At 71.9% G+C, this 18484-nt stretch carries 16 protein-coding genes; 8 read left to right on the top strand and 8 right to left on the bottom strand.

Annotated features, from left to right (window positions below):
- Nucleotides 1-36 precede the first annotated feature (36 nt).
- The 3 genes from ABD830_RS36645 to ABD830_RS36635 all read left to right on the top strand — a co-directional run bounded on the left by ABD830_RS36645 (nt 37) and on the right by ABD830_RS36635 (nt 3913).
- Nucleotides 37-2409, top strand: a complete 2373-nt coding sequence (locus tag ABD830_RS36645; RefSeq protein WP_344997949.1) for a SpoIIE family protein phosphatase — start codon at nt 37-39, stop codon at nt 2407-2409.
- Between the two features lie 172 nt (nt 2410-2581).
- The gene (locus tag ABD830_RS36640) at nt 2582-3106 is read left to right on the top strand and encodes a sigma-70 family RNA polymerase sigma factor (protein WP_425567233.1); all 525 of its coding nucleotides are present in this window, start codon (nt 2582-2584) and stop codon (nt 3104-3106) included.
- A 111-nt stretch (nt 3107-3217) separates the two neighbouring features.
- Nucleotides 3218-3913, top strand: coding sequence for an anti-sigma factor family protein (locus ABD830_RS36635; RefSeq protein ID WP_344997947.1), 696 nt, complete (start codon nt 3218-3220; stop codon nt 3911-3913).
- A 2-nt stretch (nt 3914-3915) separates the two neighbouring features.
- Here ABD830_RS36635 and ABD830_RS36630 read toward each other — a convergent pair whose 3' ends face one another.
- From ABD830_RS36630 to ABD830_RS36610, 5 genes are all read right to left on the bottom strand, one after another.
- Nucleotides 3916-6180 carry a tetratricopeptide repeat protein gene (locus tag ABD830_RS36630; protein ID WP_344997945.1) on the bottom strand — a complete coding sequence of 755 codons (2265 nt, stop codon included), beginning with the start codon at nt 6178-6180 and terminating at the stop codon, nt 3916-3918.
- Nucleotides 6177-7862 carry an ABC transporter permease subunit gene (locus ABD830_RS36625; RefSeq protein WP_344997943.1) on the bottom strand — a complete coding sequence of 562 codons (1686 nt, stop codon included), beginning with the start codon at nt 7860-7862 and terminating at the stop codon, nt 6177-6179. Before ABD830_RS36625 ends, ABD830_RS36630 begins: the two co-directional genes overlap by 4 nt.
- The gene (locus tag ABD830_RS36620; RefSeq protein WP_344997941.1) at nt 7859-9061 is read right to left on the bottom strand and encodes a type 2 periplasmic-binding domain-containing protein; all 1203 of its coding nucleotides are present in this window, start codon (nt 9059-9061) and stop codon (nt 7859-7861) included. Before ABD830_RS36620 ends, ABD830_RS36625 begins: the two co-directional genes overlap by 4 nt.
- The gene (locus tag ABD830_RS36615; RefSeq protein ID WP_344997939.1) at nt 9045-9683 is read right to left on the bottom strand and encodes an ATP-binding cassette domain-containing protein; all 639 of its coding nucleotides are present in this window, start codon (nt 9681-9683) and stop codon (nt 9045-9047) included. The genes ABD830_RS36620 and ABD830_RS36615 overlap by 17 nt, the downstream gene beginning before the upstream one ends.
- Before the next feature lie 94 nt (nt 9684-9777).
- Entirely contained in the window at nt 9778-10395 is a 618-nt protein-coding gene (locus ABD830_RS36610; RefSeq protein ID WP_344997937.1) for a dienelactone hydrolase family protein, read from the bottom strand.
- 78 nt (nt 10396-10473) lie between these two features.
- On the opposite strand from ABD830_RS36610, the gene ABD830_RS36605 reads away from it, so the two are divergent.
- A complete protein-coding gene (locus tag ABD830_RS36605) occupies nt 10474-11136 on the top strand; it encodes a hypothetical protein (protein WP_344997935.1) in 663 nt (220 codons plus the stop codon).
- Nucleotides 11137-11192: 56 nt separating this feature from the next.
- Here the strand turns inward: ABD830_RS36605 and ABD830_RS36600 are convergent, their stop codons facing one another.
- The 3 genes from ABD830_RS36600 to ABD830_RS36590 all read right to left on the bottom strand — a co-directional run bounded on the left by ABD830_RS36600 (nt 11193) and on the right by ABD830_RS36590 (nt 15915).
- Entirely contained in the window at nt 11193-11561 is a 369-nt protein-coding gene (locus ABD830_RS36600; RefSeq protein WP_344997933.1) for a hypothetical protein, read from the bottom strand.
- 68 nt (nt 11562-11629) lie between these two features.
- The gene (locus tag ABD830_RS36595) at nt 11630-15121 is read right to left on the bottom strand and encodes a tetratricopeptide repeat protein (protein WP_344997931.1); all 3492 of its coding nucleotides are present in this window, start codon (nt 15119-15121) and stop codon (nt 11630-11632) included.
- A gap of 101 nt (nt 15122-15222) precedes the next feature.
- Nucleotides 15223-15915, bottom strand: a complete 693-nt coding sequence (locus ABD830_RS36590) for a response regulator transcription factor (RefSeq protein WP_344997929.1) — start codon at nt 15913-15915, stop codon at nt 15223-15225.
- Between the two features lie 176 nt (nt 15916-16091).
- Here ABD830_RS36590 and ABD830_RS36585 point away from each other — a divergent pair, with 176 nt between their 5' ends.
- The 4 genes from ABD830_RS36585 to ABD830_RS36570 all read left to right on the top strand — a co-directional run bounded on the left by ABD830_RS36585 (nt 16092) and on the right by ABD830_RS36570 (nt 18475).
- Nucleotides 16092-16343 carry a MoaD/ThiS family protein gene (locus tag ABD830_RS36585; protein ID WP_344997927.1) on the top strand — a complete coding sequence of 84 codons (252 nt, stop codon included), beginning with the start codon at nt 16092-16094 and terminating at the stop codon, nt 16341-16343.
- A gap of 71 nt (nt 16344-16414) precedes the next feature.
- Nucleotides 16415-17080, top strand: a complete 666-nt coding sequence (locus ABD830_RS36580) for an LmeA family phospholipid-binding protein (protein WP_344997925.1) — start codon at nt 16415-16417, stop codon at nt 17078-17080.
- Between the two features lie 37 nt (nt 17081-17117).
- Nucleotides 17118-17630 (top strand): sigma-70 family RNA polymerase sigma factor, encoded by a 513-nt coding sequence (locus ABD830_RS36575; RefSeq protein ID WP_344997924.1) that lies wholly within the window; start codon nt 17118-17120, stop codon nt 17628-17630.
- Nucleotides 17627-18475: an anti-sigma factor family protein gene (locus ABD830_RS36570; protein ID WP_344997923.1), complete on the top strand. Its 849-nt coding sequence runs from the start codon at nt 17627-17629 to the stop codon at nt 18473-18475. The genes ABD830_RS36575 and ABD830_RS36570 overlap by 4 nt, the downstream gene beginning before the upstream one ends.
- Nucleotides 18476-18484 lie beyond the last annotated feature (9 nt).

The raw sequence follows: 18484 nt of genomic DNA, 5'->3' as shown, positions 1-18484 counted from the left end.
CCAAGGTCGCAGCTCACCGGCAAGGAGCATCCGAAGTTGCAAAGCCATCAGCAGCCACCCGCCCCCCTCTCCCGGGACGGCCGTGCGGCAGCCGACGCCGTCACGAACGTGGGGCGGCTGGCGGCCACCGTCGAACGACTGCGTGAGGAGATCCGGCGTGCCCAGCGCGCCGCCGACGGGCGTGCCCTGATCGAGGTGGCCAAAGGCATCCTGGTCGAACGGCTGCAGTGCGGCCCGACCGCGGCCGCGCAGCAGCTCGCCACTCTCGCGGAACAGGCGGACTTGACCCAGCTCGAACTGGCCGCCGACATCATCAACCAGGCGGCGCGCGACCGCATCAGCCACACCGCGCGTGACTTCCTGGATGCGACGCGGTCGGGACGGAGCCCCCGCGAGGTGGCCGATGTGGCGGTCCGGCTGCGTTCGGCCGAGATCGGCATGATGACGGCCACCGAGTCCCAGGCTGTGGCGCAGTCGTTGCTGGAGCACGCTCTCGCGCCGCTGGGAGCGACGGGTGTGGCCATCTGGGCGGCGGGACCCGACGCCTCCCTCACCCTGGTGGGCCATGCCGGATTCACCGCGGCGGAGGCCCGGCGGTGGCGCTATGTCCCGCCGGGCGTCGCCACTCCCGCCCAGCGTGCGCTGATCGAGCGGGAGTCCCTGTGGACGCGGGCGCTCAGCGAGGTCGGCCTGCCCTCGATCGGGATGCGTGAGGCGCCGGACGGGGGGCGGGTGGCCGTGCCGGCAGGGACCGGCGGACGCATCCTGGGCGTGTTGGAGATCGGCTGGCCGGCTCCGCTGGAGCCGCAGCCGCCGCAGGTGATCAGGCAGGTCGAGGCCCTGGCCGACCTGTGCGCGCACACCCTCGAACTGCCCGCCGGCTCCGGCAACACGCTGGGCCTGGCGGAGCTGACCAACCTGGCCGACGCGCTGCCGGACGCCGCCTTGGTGCTGACGCCGCATCTTGACGGTGACGGCAATCTCGCCGATTTCCGCATCAGCCACATCAACCCCCGCTTCGTCGATCCGGCCGGCCGCCCGGCCGGCGTCGTCAGCGGCGCCCTGATGCTGGAGGCGTACCCGCTGGCCGCCGACGAAGGCGGGCTGTTCTCGATGATCGAGCGCGTGCACGCGACCGGCGAGCCGTTCATCGCCGACCAGATGACGATCACGGCGCTGGTGGACCAGGTACCGCTGGACAACATCGCCACGGTCAGCGTCACCCGTCACGGCGAGGGCGTGCTGTTGATCTGGCGGCTGCAGGACGAGTCGGCACGCCTGGCCAGCCTGCTCCAGCATGCCCAGCGCCTGGGCCGCATCGGGGCGTTCGAGGAGGACGTGCTCACCGGGGAGATCGCCTGGAGCAGCCAGCTCTACACCCTTCACGGGCTGGAACCGGGCCAGCCTCCCATCCCGCTGGAGCAGCTCGCCGACTACGCCCACCCCGACGACGCCGATGCCATCGGCCGCTTCCTGCGCAAGCTGCTGCATCACCGTCTGCCGGACTCCACCACGTTCCGGTTGCAGCGGCCGGACGGCATCGCCCGGCACATCCGCGTGGTCGCCGACCCCGTCCTCGCCCCCGACGGAAGGCTGCTGGCCATCAGGGGCGCGTTCCAGGACATCTCCTCCCAGCACTGGACGGAGGTGGCGCTCGCCGCCACCCGCGACCAGCTCGCCCACAGCGAGCAGCAAGCCGCCGAGCGCAACCGGCTGGCTCTGCAACTGCAGCGGGCCATCATGCCGCCCACCCGAGGGCCGATGGAGGCCTTCGACCTGAACATCGCCGTCCGCTACCGGCCGGCCGAGCACGAGCATCTGGTCGGCGGCGACTGGTACGACGCCGCCGTCCTGCCGTCGAAGCAGATCCTGCTGTCGGTGGGTGACGTCGCCGGCCACGGGATCGAGGCGGCCACCGGCATGGTCGTCCTGCGCAACGCGCTGCGTGGCCTGGCGGCCACCGGCGCCGGCCCCAGCCAGATGCTGGGCTGGCTGAACCTGGTCGCCCACCACCTCACCGAGAACGTCACGGCCACCGCCATCTGCGCGCTCTACGACCCCCAGACCCGGGTCCTGCGCTGGGCCAGGGCCGGACACCTGCCCCCCATCCTCATCAGGCGGGACGAGGCGGTGGAGATGGACATGATCGGCGGGGTTCTGCTCGGCGCGGTGTCCGAGGCCGACTACGACGAGGGGCAGGTCCAGCTCGAGCAGGGCGACATCATCCTGATGTACACCGACGGACTGATCGAGCGCCGTGACCGCGACCTGCACCACTCACAGGAGCAACTCCTGCGGACGGCGACGCGGCCCACGTCCACGCTGGAACACCGCCTCGACTACCTGCTCACCCACAGCAACTCCGACACCGACGACGACACCTGCCTGGTCGGCATCCAACTCCACTGATCCGGCCGCGCCGCGTCACACGGCCACCGCGCCGGGTCGTGTAACCGGACAGCTCGCGCGGAAGTGCCCGCATTCGCAAAGTGCCAACCCCCGGCTCTTCTGCTGGCTACAGTGAGAAGTCCAATATCAGCGGGATATTTCGGGATTATCCGCAGCGCGAGGAGCCCGAGGCGTGAATCACCGCGTAACCGACGAAGCCATGGTCCGAGCCCTGTACCGCGAGTACGGCGCCCCCTTGATGGCCTTCGCCGTCCGCCTGACGGGGGGCGATCGGCGCTGGGCCGAGGACGTCGTGCAAGAGACCCTGGTACGCGCCTGGCGCAACCTCCACGACCTGCGTACCGACTCCGGCTCGCTGATGCCCTGGCTGGCGACGGTGGCCCGCAGAGTGGTGATCGACAACCGGCGGCGCTCCGGCTCGCGCCCCCTCGACACCGTCGAGGACGTCCCGGAACGCGCCAACGCCGTCGCGGCGGAGGACGAGCGGCTGCTCCGCGAGATCGTCGTGACGGACGCGATGCTCTCGCTCTCGCCGGCCCACCGCCAGGTGCTCACGGAGACGTTCCTGCTGGATCGCACCGTCCAGGAGGCCGCGGAGACCATCGGCGTGCCGGTGGGCACGGTGAAGTCCCGCGTCTACTACGCCATGCGGGCGTTACGGGTCGCGCTGGAGGAACGGGGGGTGACGCTGCCATGACAGGGGAGCCGCGTCACCGGGAAAGTCGCAACGGAAGTCACGGGGAAAGGGGGGTGACGTTGCCATGACACAGGAGCCGCGTCACGACAGCAGGCAGGAGGTGACGCGCTCATGACGGAGGTGCGTCACGAGGACGTGGCCGCGTACGCGCTCGGCCTGCTCAGCGAGGAGGAACGCGCCGAGTTCGAACGTCACCTGAGCGGCTGCGCGAGCTGCGCTGAGGAGGCCGGGGCGTTCGCGGCGATGGGGGAGCTGATCAAGGGCGTGCACCCGGACGATCTCCTGCCCCAACCGCCCGAGCACGAGGTCGAGTCGCTCCTGGTACGCCGCGCCGCCACCGAGCGCCGCCGCCGGCGGCTGCACCGCGCGTTCATGTCCGCCGCCGCCTGCCTCGTCGTCGCGGCCGGCGTGTTCCTCGCGGTCAGTTCGGTGACCGGCGGCCCGAACCCCGACAGCATCCACAGCCCGGCCCGCGCGCTCCTCATGACCGGCAACACGTACTCCGCCGCCGACCCGGCCACCGGCGTGTCCGCCGTCGTCGGCCTGGAGGACAAGGGCTGGGGCACCCACGTCGCGCTGGAGCTCAAGGGCGTCAAGGGGCCGCTGCAGTGCCGGCTCATGGCGGTGGGCGACGACGGCCGCTCGGAGACGGTGGCGAGCTGGGGCGTCCCCGACAAGGGGTACGGCGTGCCCGGCTCCCCCGACCCCCTGCTGCTGCACGGCGGCACCAGCCTCCCGGAGTCGGAGCTGAACCACTTCACGGTCGAGACCTTCGAGGGCCGCACCCTGGCCACCATCCAGGTGTGAGCTCAGAGAGCCGATAAGCTCGCCCGCAACTCGCTGACCTGACGCGGCTCGGCGATCCCGTCCCAAGGGGCCAGCGCCGCCAGCCCGGCCGCCCGGTGCTCCGCGGCCCGGTCGGGCCGCAGCCGGGCCAGGTGCAGGTGGGTCAGCGCCATGCTCACCCCTGCGGGGGGCAGCCGCGGCTCGGCCTCCTCCAGCAGGGCGACCACCTCGTCCTGCCGGTGATCGGGCTGGTCCAGCAGCGCCACGGCCCGCTGCACGAGGCAGCGGGCCCGCCCGACCTCGTCCGCGCTCTCCGCGTAGAGCCGCTCGGCCTCCTTCAGGTGGGACTTGGCGTCGTGGGGCTGGTCCAGGTAGTGGTGCGCGAGCGCGAGCAGCTCCTGCGCGTGTGCCGCCGCGCTCGGGTCCGAGGCCCGCTCCGCCAGGGCGAGCGACTCGTACAGGACGGCGCGGGCGTCGACGTACAGGCGTCGCGCCTCGGTGCCGCGTCCGTCGTGGTCGAGCGTCTGGCCCTTGCGCAGCAGCAGCGCGGCCACGTTGGTCAGCCGGATCGAGTGTCCCGCGAAGTCGCCGCCGGACAGCGCCTGCCCGTAGCGTACGAGTGCGGACTCGACGGCGGTGAACTCGTCGCCGCCGGCCAGCAGGATGGCCGCGTGCTGCAGGTGCAGCTCGGCGGGCCACGACTCCACCTTGACGCGCAGCGCCGCCGCTTGGTCGAAGTGCTGGCGCGCCTTGCGCGGGTCGCCCCAGGTGAGCAGGATCGCGCACTGGCGCAGCTCCGCCGTCGCCTGCACGTGCTCGTCGCCGATCGCCTTGGCCGCCCTGGCCAGCGCCTCCGCCGCCCGCAGCCGGTCCTCGTGCCGCTGCTCGAGCCGGAACCACGTCTCCAGCCCGTCCGCGATCCGCGCCAGCGCCCGCGCGGTCTTGGGCACCGGGCCCTCGAACGCCAGCACCTGCAGCAGCACCCGGTCCTCGATCGCGAACCAGGCGCGGGCCTCCTCGCCCGGCAGCAGGGCGCCGTACGTGCCGGCGCGGTCGGCGAAGTGCTCGACCAGGCGCCGCCAGGCCGCGGCCTCCAGCGGGGTGCCGCCACGGCGGAACGCGCCGGCCACCCGGACGCGCGTCATGCGGACGTTCTCGACGAGGCCCAGGTCGGCCAGCTCCCCGATGGCGTCCTCGGCCGAGGGCACGCCGAGCAGCGCGGCGGCCGCCAGGTGGTCCACCTCGGCGATCGGCAGCCCCGCCAGCAGGACGATCAGCTGCTGGGCCATCGGTCTGAGCTGCGTGATGCTCCGCTCGAGCACGAAGTCGAGCATCTTGTCGACGGACACGCTCCGCAGGTCGTCGACCAGGCCCTGGAGCGTGACCTTGCGGTTGCGGGCGAGCCAGCGGCCGATCCTGATGATCTCCAGCGGGGTGCCGAGGCAGGCGTCCACCAGCAGTCCCAGCGCCTTGGGGTCGCGGTTGGCGCGTTCCTCGCCGACGTGGCGGGTCAGCAGCCGCCGCCCGTCCTCCGGGGAGAGCGGGCCGAGCTGGATCGGCTCGACGTGCTGCGGCAGCTCGTCGGCGAACGTCCCCGCCACCACGATGTGCGCGCCCGGCACCCTGGGCGGCAGCCAGGCGACCTGGCTCCACGTGCTGACGTTGTCGAGCAGGAGCACCCGGTCGGTGCCGGTGAGCGCCTCCATCACCTGCGCGGTCGCGTCCTGCGGCTCCTGGATGGCGCCGGGCGGCCGGTCGAGGGTACGCAGGACGCGCTGGGCCACGCTCAGCGGCGTCTCCGGGCGGTCCCTGTCGGGGCCGCGGAGGTCGGCGTACCGCTGCTTGCGGGCGTCGGCGGTCAGGCCCCAGGTGGCCGCGATCGACACGGCGGACGTGCCCATGCCCATCGCGCCCTGCACGACGACGATCCCGCGCTCCTTGGCGCGCTCCTGGACCTGCTGGATCTCGGCGTCCCTGCCGACGAGCCCGTCGATCCTGTCGGGGAACGGCTGGCGGTGGAAGATCGGCTGGGGCTCGGGTCTGCGGCGGCTGCGTACGACGTGGGTGAGCCAGCCCGTGGCGACCGGCAGCGAGAGGATCAGGATGACGAGCAGCCAGGGCGGCAGCCACTCCGCCACCCGCTCCATCAGCTTCTCCTGCAGCAGCAGGGCCGTGCCGCCCGCCGTCACCAGGCCGCCCAGCCCCAGCTCGGGCAGGTGTGCCCCGGCCTGCTTGGAGAGCCGGGACAGGCGGAAGCGCAGGCGGTCCTTTCGCGAGATGTCCGTCATCGGCGTACCCCTCGCGTCAGCCCCCTGTAGAGCCAGCGCGCGGTGGCGACGACCACCAGCACGGGCACCGCGGTCGCGATCACCGCCTGCGCGGCCACCGCGCTCGCGGCGCTCATGAAGTGGCGCGACTGCTCCAGCACGATCAGTTGCAGGTGGTCGCCCGCCGGCCAGTTGAGCAGCAGCCCGACGACCGTGTCGTTCCACACCAGGACGAACGCCAGGACCCCGGCCAGCACCACGGCGGGACGCGCCTCGCGTACCACGTGGAACAGTTCCCAGCGGTCACGCGCCAGCATGGGCGCCGGCACGCGGACGAAAGCGTTGTGCAGCACGAGCACCGCCAGCGGGATCACCAGCGCCGCGTGCACGATGGCCAGCGCAGGAGCGGTGCCGACGGGGCTGAGCCGCTGCTGCAGCGGCACCGCGAACGCCTGCGGCGGCAGCACGGCCAGGGCCACCGCGACCAGCAGCACCGGCCGCCAGGCGCGGCGCGGCAGCAGGTGCTCGTGCGCCAGCACGTACGCGGCCGGCACCGCGGCGAGCAGCACCAGGCACACGACCACGAAGGCCCGCAGGAGCGTGGTGCCGAGCGCGTGCACGAATCCGGCGTCGGCCAGCGCGTCCGCGTACGAGCCGAGCGTCCACGGCCCGCCGCTCCACCACCCGGACAGCGCCGCGGCGACCGGATCGCGCAGCGAGGTCAGCACGAGCACCGCGAACGGCAGCATCCAGAGCACCGACACCGCCACGGACGGCAGCCACACCCGCCAGCCCTTGCGCGAAGGCGCGGCGGCCACCGGCTCGGCCCAGGTCGCCCGCCCGCGCAGCCCGGACAGGGCGGGCACCGCCATCACGGCCACGAGCGCGGACAGCCCCACGGAGAGCGCGGAGGCCCGCGTGTCGCCCAGGTCGCCGTGGTGCCGCCACCAGAACAGCCCGCCCCCCTCGATCTCGGCCTGCATCGACCCGGGCGCGCCCATCAGCACGACGTCGAACACCCGGGCCGCCGCGACCAGCGCGAAGAGGTACGCCAGCGCGGCCGGGCCGGCGAGCGAGGGGAGCAGCACGGACCAGAGCCGGCGCCGCCGCCCGACGCCGAACGCCCGGGCCATCCGCAGCAGGTTGGTCGGCATCCGAGCCAGCGCCTCATGGAAGACCAGGAACGCGACCCCGGCCCACTGCCAGATCAACGCCAGCCCGAACACCAGCCAGATCCACACGGGGCCGAGGAAGGCCACCTCCGTGCCGAACAGGGCGTTGACCAGGCCGCGCCGCGGGTTCGCGTCGAACATCAGCCGGAAGATCGCGCCCGTGGTGAGCGGGGAGACGGCGGCCGGCAGGACCAGCAGGAAGCGCAGCACGCCGCCGAGCACCGGCCCCGCGTTCCTGGCCAGCCAGGCCAGGCCGAGCCCCACGACGCACACGACCACGGCCAGCACCAGCCAGACGAACGAGTTGCCGAGCGCCTGGAGCACCTTGCCGTCGAACAGCACGTCGTACGCGCCGAGCCCCTCGGAGAGGCTGAGCACCACCGTCGCGCAGAGCGGGACCAGGATGACGCCCGCCGACAGCAGGACCGCGAGCAGGAGGTAGAGCGACGCGCGCCAGCGGCTTATCCCGTGCCTGACCACCGGGATCCTGGCGTCGTGATGCGGCGCCACCTCGAACATGAAGCTGTTCACAGCGCGCCCTCCCTGCTGCCGGCGTAGAGCTTGTCCTGGGCCGTGCGCGCCGCGGTGTCCGGCTCGACCGTGTTGACGGTGACGTCCGTGAACAGCTCGGTGAGCACCCGCCACAGCCCGCGACCGTCACCGCCCTCCAGACCGCCGAGTAGCCGGTCGGACAGGTCGTAGTGGGCGTTCGCCGCGGCCTTCAGCTCCTGGGCGGGCTCGCGCAGCAGCTCGTGCGGCGGCAGCGTGAACGGCGTCAGGAATCCGCCGTCGGCCACCCAGCGGGTCAGCGCGTCGGGTTTCTTGCGCTCCCTGGTCAGCCAGTTGACGAAGTCGACCGCCTTCTCGCCGCCGTCCTTCATGGCCACCGCCACGTCGCCGCCGACGACCAGCGGGGGCGGGTTCTGCCTGTAGGCGGGGAACCGGAAGTGCGCCGCGACGCCCTTGCCGGCGTAACGCTCGATGACCGGCAGGGCGAAATCGGGCGCGGCCACCAGGTCGGCGGTGCGGTAGACGAACACGTCGAGTATCGAGTCGTGGAACTGCATGGTGAGGGCGCGCCTGCCCTGCTCGGGGGTGAACGCGCTCCGCCAGATCGTTCCGAGCAGCTTCAGCACGCTCGCCACCTGTGGCGCGCGCCACCAGTCGGCATTGTCCAGCGGCGGGAACAGCCCGCCGTAGACCTCGGGGGCGTAGGCCAGCAGCACGTTCTCGAACCAGTCGCTGAGCACCCACCCGTCGGCCGCCCCGATCGCCAGCCTGCCGGGCTGCCAGCCGTCCAGGTTCGCGGGCGGCGTGCCCTCACCGGCCCGGTGCCAGACCAGCGACTTGTGCGCGATCTTGAACCAGGCGCCGAGCCGCTCGTCACTCCCGTACGGCGTCACGAGCCCGCGCCAGAACTCCGGCTGCCTGGACCCCGCCTCGGTCAGCGGTCTGATGCGGCCCTGGATCGACGGGTCGAAGAGCAGGCCGAGCCGGGGGATCACGGCCACGTCGGGAAGGACCTCCTGGGCCGGTCCGCGCAGCAGGGCGCCGATGTTGTCGCCCGCCGAATAGACGTTGACGGACCCGTACTCGTCCACCACTTCGTTGAAGCGCCGCAGCTCCTCGCCGCTCCACACCACCGCCACCTGCAGCGGCCGCTCGCCGGCGCAGCCGGCCAGCGCCGCCGCCGGGATCGCGGCCAGGAACGTCCTACGGCTCAGGGACATCGTCGATCTCCCAGAAGCGTGAAGGGGAGGCCAGGCTGGCCACCCTGGTCCTGTCGTCGGCGACGACCAGCACGGCCAGGTGGGGATCGGTGCGCAGCGCCACGCTCACCGCCGCGTGGCAGGGCCCGTGTCCCGTGCGGTCCTCTATCACCATCACCTTGGCCGGGCGCTTCCTGCACAGGGCGCGGACCAGCGCGACGCTCAGCCGCTCGTCGTGGGCCAGCTCGTGCGGCCTCGACCGTAAGAAGCCCTGGATGTCCATGCGCTTGGCCATGTACGCGACCCTGCTGTGGAGGAACGAGGGCGCGAGGTCGTCGCGCGCGGCCAGCGCGAGGTTCTGCTCGACGGTCAGGTGCGGCAGCAGCCCCGCCCCCGCCGGGACGAGCGCGATCTCACGCTCGGTCGGCAGCCACATGGTGATCTCCTGGCCGCCGACGCGGATCTGGCCGTCGTCCGGCATCTCCAGCCCCAGCAGGATGTCGGTGAACGTGTCGGCCTCGGCACCGTCGGACGCCACCACCACGGCGGTGCGCCCTGAGGCGACGGTCAGGGGGTCGGGCCTGAGCCCTCGGCGGGTCCCGCGCGTCTGCCAGGTGAGATCGGAGAGCTCAAGAAGTGGCACGTGTCCACCCGCCGTCGAGTCGGATGTCCTCCACACTCGACGTTTTCACAAACAGTGGATCATGGCAACGTAATTGCGCGATTCCGCTATGTGCTCACCCGGATGCAGAAGCTCGTCGGGCGCTGGTGAAGTGCGTCGAGAACCAGTCTCTGGCGTGCTCCGCCACGGCCTCCAGGGCGCCGGGCTCCTCGAACAGGTGGGTGGCCCCGGGCACGACGGTGATCCGGCTCTCGGAGCGCAGGCGCCGCTGGGCCTCCTCGTTCAGCTTCACCACGATCGGATCCCGGCCGCCCACGATGAGCAGCGTGGGCGCGCGTACCGCGGCGAGCCGAGGCCCGGCCAGGTCGGGCCGCCCGCCGCGCGAGACGATCGCGGCGATCTCGTTGTCGGGCTCGGCCGCCGCCCACAGGGCCGCCGCCGCGCCGGTGCTCGCGCCGAAGTATCCGACGGGCAGCCCCGCCGCCGCGTGCTGCCCGCGTACCCATGCGGTGCTCTCCCGCAGCCGCTCGGCCAGCAGCCCGATGTCGAAGACGTTCGCCCTGTCGCTCTCCTCGTCGGGCGTGAGCAGGTCGAACAGGAGCGTGCCCAGCCCTGCCTTGCTGAGCACCTCGGCCACGTAACGGTTGCGCGGGCTGTGCCGGCTGCTGCCGCTGCCGTGCGCGAACACCACCACTCCCTGAGCGGTGTCAGGGATGACCAGATCGCCCTCCACCTGCCACACCTCCCTCTTCGCCGCGACGTGTCCTCTTCTTCCGCCTTCCCCGTGTGGCGTGATCCATATACTGCGCGGATGTCCGATTTCATTGACTTCCGGGCCAGAGGACGGGCGGCCCTGCTGGCCGGCGGGGCGACCCACGACTCTCCCATGGTGGAGGGCGCGCGGCGGTGGGGAGCGGCGGCCGTGTTCCGTCCCTCGGGCGAGGTGCTCGACCGGCTGGCGGCGCTGGCCGGCACCGTGGAGGCGCCGGGCCACTGGGTGCACGGCCGGCGGACCTTGCACCTCACGCTGAGGTCTCTGGAGCCGTACCGCGAGCGGATCCCGGCCGGCGACCCGCTCCGCGTGGTCTACCGGGACGCCCTGGCCGAGGCGGTCGAAGGTCTCGCGCCCGCGAGGGTGCGTCTGGCGGGCGTGAGCCCCCATCCGGGCGGTGTCGTGGCCTGCGGCCACCCGGAGGACGACACGCTGGTCACGCTCTGGAAGCGGTTCGCGCACGCGATGGAGTCCCGCGGCGTACTGGACCTGGAGCACGGCCGGGTACGCGACCGCTGGTACGTCAGCATCGTCCACTTCGCGGGCCCGCTGACAGACCCTCGCCGGATCGTCGCGTGGTGCGACGCCCACGCCGACGTCGATATCGGCCTGGCCGAGCTGGACACGGCGGAGATCGTCCAGTTCGTCCTCACGGGGACGGGCATCCAGGTCAAGGCGCTCGAAGAGGCCCGGCTGGCATGAGACGGCGGGGCGGCACCCGGCCCCATTCCAAGGGTGTCGCCCCGCCGCCGTCCCGGTCAGCCCAGCACCAGCGCGGTGACGAAGTGCAGCAGGTGCCAGGCCACGTAGGCGCTGAGCGAGCAGAACGCCCACTCCTTCCCCCGGCTGATCCGGGAGACCCAGCGGAGCTGCTCCGCCGGCTCCTTGCGCGCCCTGACGGTCCTGGTGACGAAGTACGCCGACATCAGCCAGGCCGCGCACGAGGCCCCGAGCAGCCCGAGCGAGAGCGCGAGCAGCACCGGGGACCCGGCCGGCAGGTCCGACGGCGGGAGCTGGCGGACCCAGGCGGCCGGCACTCCGGCGAGCACCGCGGCGGTGATCCGCCGATCCTTGCGCGCCTGGCGCTTCAGCCACTGAAGGTCTCGACGCAAGTGGTTCTTGAGCATCCGGATCACCCCCGTGTGAGTAGCTGGTGACCCCAGCTAACGGGAATGTCCAGATAAGATCTCCGACCTCACAATCGAGATTTCACGACTTTTAGCGATGTTTCAGCGCCCGGCACGGCCCCGAGCTCGCGCAGCTCCACCGACACCCGCCGCGCCTCCAAGGCGTCCCCCACCTCTTCGAGCAGCCGCAGCGCCTCCCGGAGCTGCTCGACCGCCGCCGGCCGGTCGCCCTGCCTGGCGGAGATCAGGCCGAGCGCCCGCAGGGCGCACCCGAGGTCCCGCCTGGTCCCGCACTCCAGGTGGACGTCCCTGGCCTGCTGCGCGTACACCAGCGCCTCCCCGGTCAGGTCCAGGTCGAGCAGCACCATGGCCAGCGTCGTGAGCGCCGCCGCCCACCGGTCCTTGGTGCCGGTCTCGTTCTGCAGCTCCACCGTCTCCCACGCGAGCTTCAGCGCCGCCTGCGGCTTGCCGGCCGTGTGCAGCGCCTGCGCCATCGACAGCAGCGCGCTGGCCCGGTTGTCCCGCAGCTCCTCCCTGATCGCCAGCGACGCCTTGGCCGCCTCCAGGGCCGGCTGGTGCTGCCCCAGCGACAGGTACGTGTTCGCCAGCGTCTCCTGGACGTCCGCCTCCGCCCGCCGGTTCCCCAGGCCCTGCACGATGTCGAGGGCCTCGAGCGCGTACACGAACGCCACGTGCGGCAGCCCCTGCCGCCGCCGCACCCTGGCGAGCCGGTTGAGCATGCGGGCCTCCACCGGCTCGTCGCGGATCACCCGGCTGATCGCCAGGGCCTGGTTGAGGTAGTCGTCGGCCCGCAGGTAGTCCGCCAGCCGCCAGTGCACCAGCCCGATGTCCCCGAGCGTCTCCGCCTTGCCCTGCTCGTGGTGGAGCTCGACCTGTACGGCCAGCGCCTGCTCGTAGTACGACAGCGCCTCGTCGTACCGCGAGCCGTTGCGCGCGATCCGCCCGAGCGCGCACAGGGCGCGCCCGCAGCCGTACTGGTCGCCCGTCGCCGTGTACCCGGCCAGCGCGCGCTCGGCGTCCCGGCGGGCGTCGTGCGGCAGCCGCAGCAGGTCGTAGATCTCGGCCAGGCAGAGCAGCGTCTCGGCCTCGGCGTGCTCGTCGCCCAGCTCGTGGCAGATCGACAGCGCCTCCAGGCCCTCCGACAGCGCCGCGTTCGGCTCGCCCAGGTTCCGCTGCACCGTGGCCAGGATGATCAGGCTCTGCGCCGTGCCCCTCCGGTCGCCGAGCTCCTCGCGTACCTCCAGTGCCTGGCCGGCGTGTTGCAGCGCCAGCTCGTGCCGCTCCTGGGACAGGTGCAGCCGCGAGAGCGTGTGCAGGCAGTTCGCCACCCCGGCCAGGTCGCCGATCTCGCGGTAGAGGTCGAGCGCCTCGCCGGCGCACTTCAGCGCCTCCTCGTTGTTGCCCGCGATGCCGTGCACCTCCGCCAGGTCGTTGAGGGCGTGGGCCCGCCCCTCGGCGTCGCCCAGCGAGGCGAAGTCGTCCAGCGCCTCCGCGATGAACCTGGCCGCCAGCGTCGACGGCCCGATGTCCCGGTGGATCGAGCCGAGGTTGCCGCGCATGAGCGCGATCGCCCGCCGGTTGCTGACCTGCATCGCCGAGGTCAGCCCGGCCTGCTGGATCTCCAGGTTGTTCTCGTAGTAACGCAGGCTCCTGAACGGCTCGAACACGGCCTTGGCGAGCCGCCACGCCATCCCCTGCGCGCCGCTCTCCTCGGCCATCCGCACCGCCGAGACCAGCGAGCGCCGCTCCGCCTCGAACCATTCGGGCGGCGTCGCGGGGTCCGTCGCCTTGGCCAGGTAATGGTCGAGCAGCCGCACCCTGGCCTCACGCACGCCGCCCTCCGCGTGCCTGCCCAGCTCCCTGGCCAGCCGCTTGACCAGGTCGTGCACCCGGTAGCGCGGTCCGGCCAGCGGCTCCACCAGGTATGCCCGGTGCAGCTCCTCCACCGCCACCACGGCCTCGTCCACCGGCACGCCGAGCGCCGCGGCCAGCACCTCGGGCGTGAAGTCCCGGCCGGGCAGCAGCCCCACGTGCCGGAACGCCCGCCGCTGCCCCGGGCTCAGCGACTCGTACGCCAGGTCCAGCGCCGACCTGAACGCCTCCTCCGGATCGCCCATCAGCAGCCGCCCTGGCCCGCGCAGCTCCTGGACCCGCTCCTGCACACTCAGCCCGGGGTTCTCGGCCAGCTTGGCCGCCGAGATCCGCAGCGCGAACGGATGGTACGAGCACACCCTGGCCAGCTCCGCCAGCGCGTCCCTGTCGGCGGCCCGCGGCGAGTCCCCGCCGAGCACCGCCACCAGCAGCGCCACCGCGTTGCCCGGGTCGAGCACCGGCAGGTCCATGAGGTCGGCGTGCCCGGTGGCCCGCAGCGGAGCCATCCGCGTGCGGCTCGTCACCAGCACCACGCAGTCCTTGCCGCCCGGCAGCAGCGCCCGCACCTGCGCCGGGTCGGCGGCGTTGTCGAGGATGAGCAGCAGCCGGCGCCCCGCGATCCTGCTGCGGTAGAGCAGCATCAGCTCGGCGCCGTCGTCAGGGGGCATGTGCTCGCCCACCCCGAGCGAGCGCAGGATCTGCCCCAGCGCCTCGGCCGGTGTCATCGGCGGCTGGCTCGGCGACTGCCCCCGCAGGTCGATCACGATCTGCCCGTCGGGGAACCGGTCGGCGTGCAGGTGCCCCCAGTGCGTCACCAGCGCGGTCTTGCCCACGCCCGGCAGACCCTGCACGACCATGGTGTTCGTCCGCCTGGGCCGCTCCAGCCAGTCGGTGAGCAGGTCGAGGCTCTGCTGCCGCCCGGTGAAGTCAGGCACGTCCGCGGGCAGCTGGCGCGGTTTCGGCACCCCGCCGACCGGCAGCGGCTCCATCGTGCCCGGCCGGGTCAGGAACGGCGTCACCTGCCCCTGCCACGGCGCCGACAGGTGCTCCCAGCCGCCCGCCGCGTCACGCAGCGCGGACGGGTCGGCGATCCGCAGCCGCCGGTAGCCGGGCCGTACCAGCCAGCCCCGCCGGACCCACTGCGTGAGCTGCCGCTGCACCACGTCGGGAGAGCTGCCGACGAGGTCCGCCAGCGTCTCCATCGACAGCGGCGGCGCCGACTCCGAGGCCAGCACGTAACGCTCGTCGAGGTGCAGCAGCCACACGGCCAGCCGGGCTGAGACGGGCGCGCGGGCGAGCGCCTCGTGCCTGCGGGCCGCCACGTTCCTGGCGAACAGCTCCTGCACCAGCGCGGTGGCCACGGCCGGGCTGGCGGCGGCGTGCTCGCGTAACCGGCGCAGGTCGATGGGCCAGGCACGCAGCTCGGTCAGAGCGTCGATCTTGGCGCGCTCGGCGGGGCTCCAGAAGGCCAGCTCCCCGATGAGGTCGCCGTCGCCGCGGAGATCGTGAATGGCCTCGCGTTCGCCGACGGGGGTGTATTCGCGGGCGTAGCCGTAGTCGATCACATAAACGCGGTTGGCCGGCCGCAACGGCGAGCAAATGGTCTCGTTACGCCGGAAGACGCGGGGCCTCGCCCCCTCGTCGACCAATGACCGGAACAGATCCACCCCGACACCACCAATCTGGGGACGGCGGTGTCCTCGTATGACGGACGTGAAACAGCCTCAACGACAATTTGTCACATCAGCGGGCTCCGCTGTCAATCGGCTCAGACGGCGGCGGTGTCCTGGCGGTCGGGGACGAAACGGTAGCCGACGTTGCGGACCGTTCCGATCAGGGACTCGTACTCGGTGCCGAGCTTGGCGCGCAGGCGGCGTACGTGGACGTCGACCGTCCTGGTGCCGCCGAAGTAGTCGTAGCCCCAGACCTCCTGGAGCAGCTGGGCCCGGGTGAAGACCCTGCCGGGGTGCTGCGCGAGGTATTTCAGCAGCTCGAACTCCTTGAACGTGAGGTCGAGCACCCGGCCGCGCAGCCGCGCGGTGTAGGTGGCCTCGTCGATCGAGAGGTCTCCGCTGCGGATCTCGTCGGGCACGTCCTCCCCGCCGGCCTGCGAGATGCGGCCCGTGGCCATGCGCAGGCGCGCCTCGACCTCGGCCGGCCCCGCGCTGTCGAGCAGCACGTCGTCCACGCCCCATTCGGCCGTCATCGCGGCCAGTCCGCCCTCGGTGACGATCACCAGGAGCGGGCAGTCGATGCCGGTCGTGCGGATCAGCCGGCATAGGCTCTTGGCGTGCACGAGCTCCTTGCGCGCGTCGACGAGAACCGCGTCGGCCGGAGGCGTGTCGATCAGCGCGGACGCCTCCGCGGGCGAGACCCGGACCGAGTGGAGCAGCAACCCCAGCGCCGGAAGCACCTCGGCGGACGGCTCGAGGGCGTTGGTCAGCAGGAGCAGGTTGCTCATTACGGCCTCCTCAAACACGCAAGGACCCGGGGGCTACGTTGCCCAGGTCCTGTAGGTGAGGATATCCCACGAGTAAGTCGCGTCCATTGCGCGTCCAGCAGGTGAACAGCGCGTCTACTGAAACAACCTCGTTAAGGGCGACGCACAATAGACCAGAAACTGATTGTGAGGTGCCTATGGCCACGGGAAAGGTCCGTTATTGGGCTGCGGCGAAGGATGCGGCAGGCGTGGCGGAGGAGCCGTTCGACGCGGCCACTCTTGGTGAACTCATGACGAAAATCACAGCGAATCGTGCGGATCTCGCACGGGTGGTGCGGCGGTGCTCGTTCATCGTGGACGGGTCCCCGGTCGGCAAGCGGCCCCATGACGAGGTCGTCCTCGCCGACGGGGTGACGGTGGAGGTGCTGCCGCCGTTCGCCGGTGGGTGATGGGCGGCTTCGTAGGGGAATGAGTGAGCCAGTCGATAGGCTCTTGCCCCCCGCCATAGACAGGTAGCCCCATGCGCAAGCTGATCGTTTTCCTGATCGTGCTGGTCGTTCTCCTGGTCGCCGTCGACAGGGTCGCCGTGGCCGGAGTCGAGCGTGACCTCGCGAACAGGATCGCGGCCGCGTCCGACCTCTCCGGCAAGCCGACCGTGACCATCGAGGGCATCCCCTTCCTCACGCAGGCCATCTCCGGGCGCTATCCGGAGGTACGGTTCGACCTCGGCACGTTCACCTACGGCGGAGTGCCGGTCAAGAACCTGCGCGGCGCCGCCTACGACGTGACGGCGCCCCTGGAGGACGTCCTCCAGAACAGAGCCAACATCCAGGCCCGCCGCGTGGCCATCAGCGGCACCCTGACCAGGGAGACGATCGACAAGTACGCCCCCCAGGGCGTCAAGATCGGCGGCAACGGGCAGCGGCTCACGGCGTCCGGCGAGGTGACGGTGGGGGTGCAGAAGGTCAAGTTCAACGCCGAGATGCGGGTCGAGGTGGCCGACGGGGGGATCAAGCTCCAGGCCGAGAAGATCGACGGCGTTCCCGGGCAGCTCGCGCAGCTCGTCTCCTACACGATCCCGTTCAAGGGGAAGCTGCCCTTCGACGTGAAGGTCACCGGGGTCAAGAGCGTGGCCGACGGATTGGAGTTCTCGGCCGAAGCGTCTGACGTGCCGATCCGTGGATGACGTTGAACCGGGCCGGCCCGGTATACGTGATGGGGATGTGAGCGCAGCCGGTACAGCCGACGAGGAACTCGTGAGGACCCTCTTCGACGAACATGCCGGGCCACTCTACGGCTACGTCCTGCGGCTGACCGGTGACTCTGGGAGGGCGGAGGATGTCGTGCAGGAGACCCTGCTGCGGGCCTGGCGACATCCCGAGGCTCTCTCCGGCAAGCCGATCCGCGCGTGGCTGTTCACGGTGGCCCGTAATCTCGTCGTGGACCAGCACCGGGCGAAGAAGTCCAGACCACAGGAGACCGGTGACGAGGCGCTGGCGGTCATGCCGGCCGACGACCACCTGGAGCGCGCGGTCGAGTCGTGGGCGGTGGCCGAGGCGCTGGCCGCGCTCAGGCAGGAGCACCGCGAGGTGCTGCTGGAGGTCTACTACCGGGGGCGATCGGTGAAGGAGGCGTCGGCGACGCTGGGCATTCCGCCGGGCACGGTCAAGTCGCGTACCTACTACGCGTTGCGGGCGCTCAAGCTCGCCCTCGAGGAGCGGGGGTTGGCGCCATGATGACGTGCGAGGAGGTACGGCTGGCTCTGGGCGCGCACGCCCTGGGCGCGCTGGACCCCGACGAGGCGCTGGAGGTCGACCAGCACCTGGCGACCTGCGAGGAGTGCGGGGCCGAGCTGCTCGATCTCGAGGGCGTGGCCTCCTTTCTTGGCAAGGTGTCGGAGCGCGACGTCGAGCTGGTGGTCAGCCCTCCCCGGCAGGTGCTCGACCGGCTGCTGAACGACCGCGTCAAGCGGACCAGGCGCGGCCGGCTGTTGCTGGTGGCGGCCGCCTCCGTCGTGACGCTGGCGCTCGGCGGCACGGTCTGGACGGCTGTGAGCAACGACACCCCGGAGCAGAGCGCGATGGCCCCGGTGTCGGTCACCCCGGCGTCCACGCAGCCGCCGGCGAGCGTGCTGGACGCGACGGAGGACAGCAAGGCGAAGTCGCTGAGCAGCCAGGCCGAGCCGTCCGCGAGCAGGAAGCCGACCACGCGGCCGACCGCGCTGCCGACCAGGGCGAGCAAGCAGCCGAGCAGGGCGCCGCGGGAGGCGGTGGACGGGCCCACGTTCAAAGGCAGGACCGCGGGCTTCACCGCAAGCGTGTCGGCCTGGCCCGGCGACGACGGCGGGACGGAGCTGGGCGTGCAGGTCGGCGGCGTGCCCGTCGGCACCACCTGCAGCCTGATCGTCGTCGCCGCGGACGGGCGGAGCGAGCGCACACAGAGCTGGGCGGTCAGCCAGGAGGCCTACGAGGAGCACACCGTGTTCAAGCGCGTGACGTCGCTGCCCATGGACGACATCGCCAGGTTCGACGTCGTCGATCAGGCCGGGAAGGTGCTTGTCAGGGTCCCGGTGCGGAAGTAATCGCGGGCG

Source organism: Nonomuraea helvata (genome assembly GCF_039535785.1).
GTDB lineage: Bacteria > Actinomycetota > Actinomycetes > Streptosporangiales > Streptosporangiaceae > Nonomuraea > Nonomuraea helvata.
The sequence above is the reverse complement of the archived record's forward strand: the minus strand, read 5'-3'. Positions and strand labels throughout refer to the sequence as shown.

Coding starts and splice junctions, on each gene's coding strand:
- ABD830_RS36635 (WP_344997947.1), top strand. CDS start 3,218: ATGACGGAGGTGCGTCACGAGGACGTGGCCGCGTACGCGCTCGGCCTG.
- ABD830_RS36630 (WP_344997945.1), bottom strand. CDS start 6,180: ATGACGGACATCTCGCGAAAGGACCGCCTGCGCTTCCGCCTGTCCCGG.
- ABD830_RS36620 (WP_344997941.1), bottom strand. CDS start 9,061: ATGTCCCTGAGCCGTAGGACGTTCCTGGCCGCGATCCCGGCGGCGGCG.
- ABD830_RS36605 (WP_344997935.1), top strand. CDS start 10,474: ATGTCCGATTTCATTGACTTCCGGGCCAGAGGACGGGCGGCCCTGCTG.
- ABD830_RS36600 (WP_344997933.1), bottom strand. CDS start 11,561: ATGCTCAAGAACCACTTGCGTCGAGACCTTCAGTGGCTGAAGCGCCAG.
- ABD830_RS36590 (WP_344997929.1), bottom strand. CDS start 15,915: ATGAGCAACCTGCTCCTGCTGACCAACGCCCTCGAGCCGTCCGCCGAG.
- ABD830_RS36585 (WP_344997927.1), top strand. CDS start 16,092: ATGGCCACGGGAAAGGTCCGTTATTGGGCTGCGGCGAAGGATGCGGCA.
- ABD830_RS36580 (WP_344997925.1), top strand. CDS start 16,415: ATGCGCAAGCTGATCGTTTTCCTGATCGTGCTGGTCGTTCTCCTGGTC.
- ABD830_RS36570 (WP_344997923.1), top strand. CDS start 17,627: ATGATGACGTGCGAGGAGGTACGGCTGGCTCTGGGCGCGCACGCCCTG.